This window comes from Sodalinema sp. (assembly GCF_046483825.1).
Lineage (GTDB): Bacteria > Cyanobacteriota > Cyanobacteriia > Cyanobacteriales > Geitlerinemataceae > Sodalinema.
Genome location: NZ_JAWOCL010000298.1, coordinates 1 through 2,916 on the forward strand (window position 1 = coordinate 1; position 2,916 = coordinate 2,916).

General features: G+C 51.6%; 3 protein-coding genes. All 3 read left to right on the forward strand.

The window, feature by feature from the left end:
* The first annotated feature begins 279 nt into the window (after window positions 1–279).
* Window positions 280–1,797 carry a UbiD family decarboxylase gene (locus R6U67_RS18900; protein ID WP_410253981.1) on the forward strand — a complete coding sequence of 506 codons (1,518 nt, stop codon included), beginning with the start codon at window positions 280–282 and terminating at the stop codon, window positions 1,795–1,797.
* A gap of 286 nt (window positions 1,798–2,083) precedes the next feature.
* Window positions 2,084–2,404: a CU044_2847 family protein gene (locus tag R6U67_RS18905; protein WP_410253982.1), complete on the forward strand. Its 321-nt coding sequence runs from the start codon at window positions 2,084–2,086 to the stop codon at window positions 2,402–2,404.
* Window positions 2,392–2,862 (forward strand): serine protease, encoded by a 471-nt coding sequence (locus tag R6U67_RS18910; RefSeq protein ID WP_410253983.1) that lies wholly within the window; start codon window positions 2,392–2,394, stop codon window positions 2,860–2,862. Before R6U67_RS18905 ends, R6U67_RS18910 begins: the two co-directional genes overlap by 13 nt.
* The last annotated feature ends 54 nt before the right edge of the window (window positions 2,863–2,916 follow it).

The window sequence follows — 2,916 nt, forward strand, 5'->3', positions numbered from 1 at the left end:
TTGGTCGTGTCAACCCCCAATCAACTGCGCTTTCAGTATGTATTCATTATCGATGCCGATAACGCAATGCTCTATCAACTCATGGTCGGCGGGCTGAGTGTAGAACACCTTAATTCTCCCGATGCTCGACGGTTTTTTAACTCCTTTAATATCCGTTAGGGTTGGTTCAGCAGAGGCTTGACTTCCGTGGCTAGTATGCCGGTTGAAGCTGGGATGCTAGCACAGCGTTGCCCAGACCCCTAAAATAGAGGGAAACACCAGCCTGAGCAACAATCGACCATGGCACGAGATTTACGGGGATTCATCCAGCAACTCGAACAACGAGGCCAATTACGACGCATCAGCAGCCTCGTCGACTCCGATTTAGAAATTGCCGAGATTTCTAATCGCCTTTTACAAGCAGGTGGCCCCGCCTTGCTGTTTGAGAACGTTAAAGGGGCGAAATTCCCCGTGGCCATCAACCTGTTGGGAACCGAACAGCGGGTGTGTTGGGCCATGAATATGGAAAAACCCCAGGAATTGGAAGAATTGGGGCAAAAGTTAGGGATGTTGCAACAGCCGAAACCCCCGAAGAAGATTTCTCAGGCGGTGGATTTTGGCAAATTGCTGTTTGATGTGGTGAAAGCCAAGCCGGGCCGTAATTTCTTTCCTCCCTGTCAGGAGGTGGTGATTGAAGGGGATGCGTTAGATCTCAACAGTATTCCCATGATTCGTCCCTATTCCGGGGATGCAGGTAAGATTATCACCTTGGGTCTGGTGATTACCAAGGATTGCGAGACGGGAACGCCCAATGTGGGAGTGTATCGTCTGCAACTTCAGTCCCACAATACAATGACGGTGCATTGGTTGTCGGTGCGGGGTGGCGCTCGTCATTTACGGAAGGCGGCGGAACAGGGTAAGAAATTGGAGGTGGCGATCGCCCTAGGGGTTGATCCCTTGATTATTCTGGCGGCGGCGACTCCGATTCCGGTGGATTTATCAGAATGGCTCTTTGCAGGGCTATATGGGGGGTCTGGGGTCTCTCTAGCGAAATGTAAAACCGTGGATTTGGAGGTTCCAGCCCAGTCAGAGATTGTCTTAGAGGGAACCATTACCCCAGGTGAAGAACTCCCCGATGGTCCTTTTGGCGACCATATGGGCTATTACGGCGGCGTAGAAGATTCGCCCCTGGTGCGGTTCCACTGTATGACGCACCGCAAAGACCCGATTTATCTAACCACCTTTAGCGGTCGTCCGCCCAAGGAAGAAGCGATGATGGCGATCGCCCTCAACCGCATTTACACCCCCATTTTGCGGCAACAAGTCTCAGAAATTAAGGACTTTTTCCTACCAATGGAGGCCTTGAGTTACAAGGCGGCGATTATCTCCATTGATAAGGCCTATCCAGGGCAAGCACGACGGGCGGCGTTAGCGTTTTGGAGTGCTTTACCTCAGTTCACCTATACCAAGTTTGTGATTGTGGTGGACAAGGAGATTAACATTCGCGATCCTCGCCAGGTGGTGTGGGCGATTACCTCGAAAGTTGATCCGGTTCGGGATGTGTTTATTCTGCCCAATACCCCCTTTGATAGTCTGGATTTCGCCAGTGAGAAGATTGGTTTGGGGGGACGTATGGGCATTGATGCCACCACGAAGATGCCCCCGGAAACAGATCACGATTGGGGAGAACCGCTGGAGTCCGATGAAGATACGGCGGCCATGGTCGATCGCCGTTGGGCGGAGTATGGTCTAGCGGATATCAATTTGACGGATGTGGACCCCAATTGTTTTGGCTATGAAATGCCACCCCAACCCTGACCCTTTTAAACCCAATCAACGGCAGAGAAACCGAGTGTCTTGAAGACACCCGGTTTCTGGTATTCGACCCAAATTTATCCAGATGTATCTAGGTTAAATCAAGCCACCCCAATTAGCCATAAAAAAACATCCCAAGCATTACCTAACCTCGTTCCGTAAAACGAATTACAAACCATAGTCTCCTCTTAAACACACCAAATTTCAACCAAACCATTAAAAGCCCCCCCAATCGAGGTTATACTATGGGCGAGTTTACACCAAAACAAAACCAACAGGAGAAGCAGTCATGACCCAATTAGTTGAATTTCAAGTCGAGGGCGATCGCACCATTCTCATTGAAGTCGAAGACGTGACGGGTGAGCAAGCCACAGATCCGATCGCCGGGACTGGAGGAGTTGTCGTCAAAGCGAAGAAGACATTTGAAGATACCATCGATGATATTTTACCCCTGGCAGCGGCGATCGAGAAAAAATTTAGCGGGCTAACCACCCCAGCCAACGAAGTTGAAGTTAAGTTTGGTGTTAAAATTCAAGGCCAACTGAGTGCCGTCGTGACTCAGATTGGTGCCGAAGCAAATTTTGAGGTGACGTTGAAATGGAAGCGTTAACCCCCCAGTCTCAGGGGTTTGAAACCTTTAAGCGATCGCTCGCCCGAATCTTCCACAGCAATGGAACCGTCGTCGGGGCGGGATTCGCGATCGCACCAGGATATCTCATCACCTGCGCTCACGTCGTTACAGCGGCTCTAAGCCTACCGGCCGACAGCCAAGACTCACCACAGCAGCCTATCGAGTTAGAATTCCTCCTGGCGGCTCAAGGAGAACGGGTTACCGGCCAAGTGGTGGCATGGTTACCCTACAAAGTAGCCATCGACGCCCCCTCACTCGCAAACCCCGCCGATATCGCGATTCTCAAACTCGATCGCACCCCAGAGACCATAACCCCAGTCACCGTGGGGGAGGGGGCCTGGGGACATCAGTTCCGCATTTTAGGTTTCCCAACCGGCGTTCCCGTGGGAAACCTAAAATGCGGAACTGATGTCCCCAGGTCCCCTCCCCGACGGTGACTGGGGTTATGTTCTCTGGGGTGCGATCGAGTTTGAGAATCGCGATATCGGCGG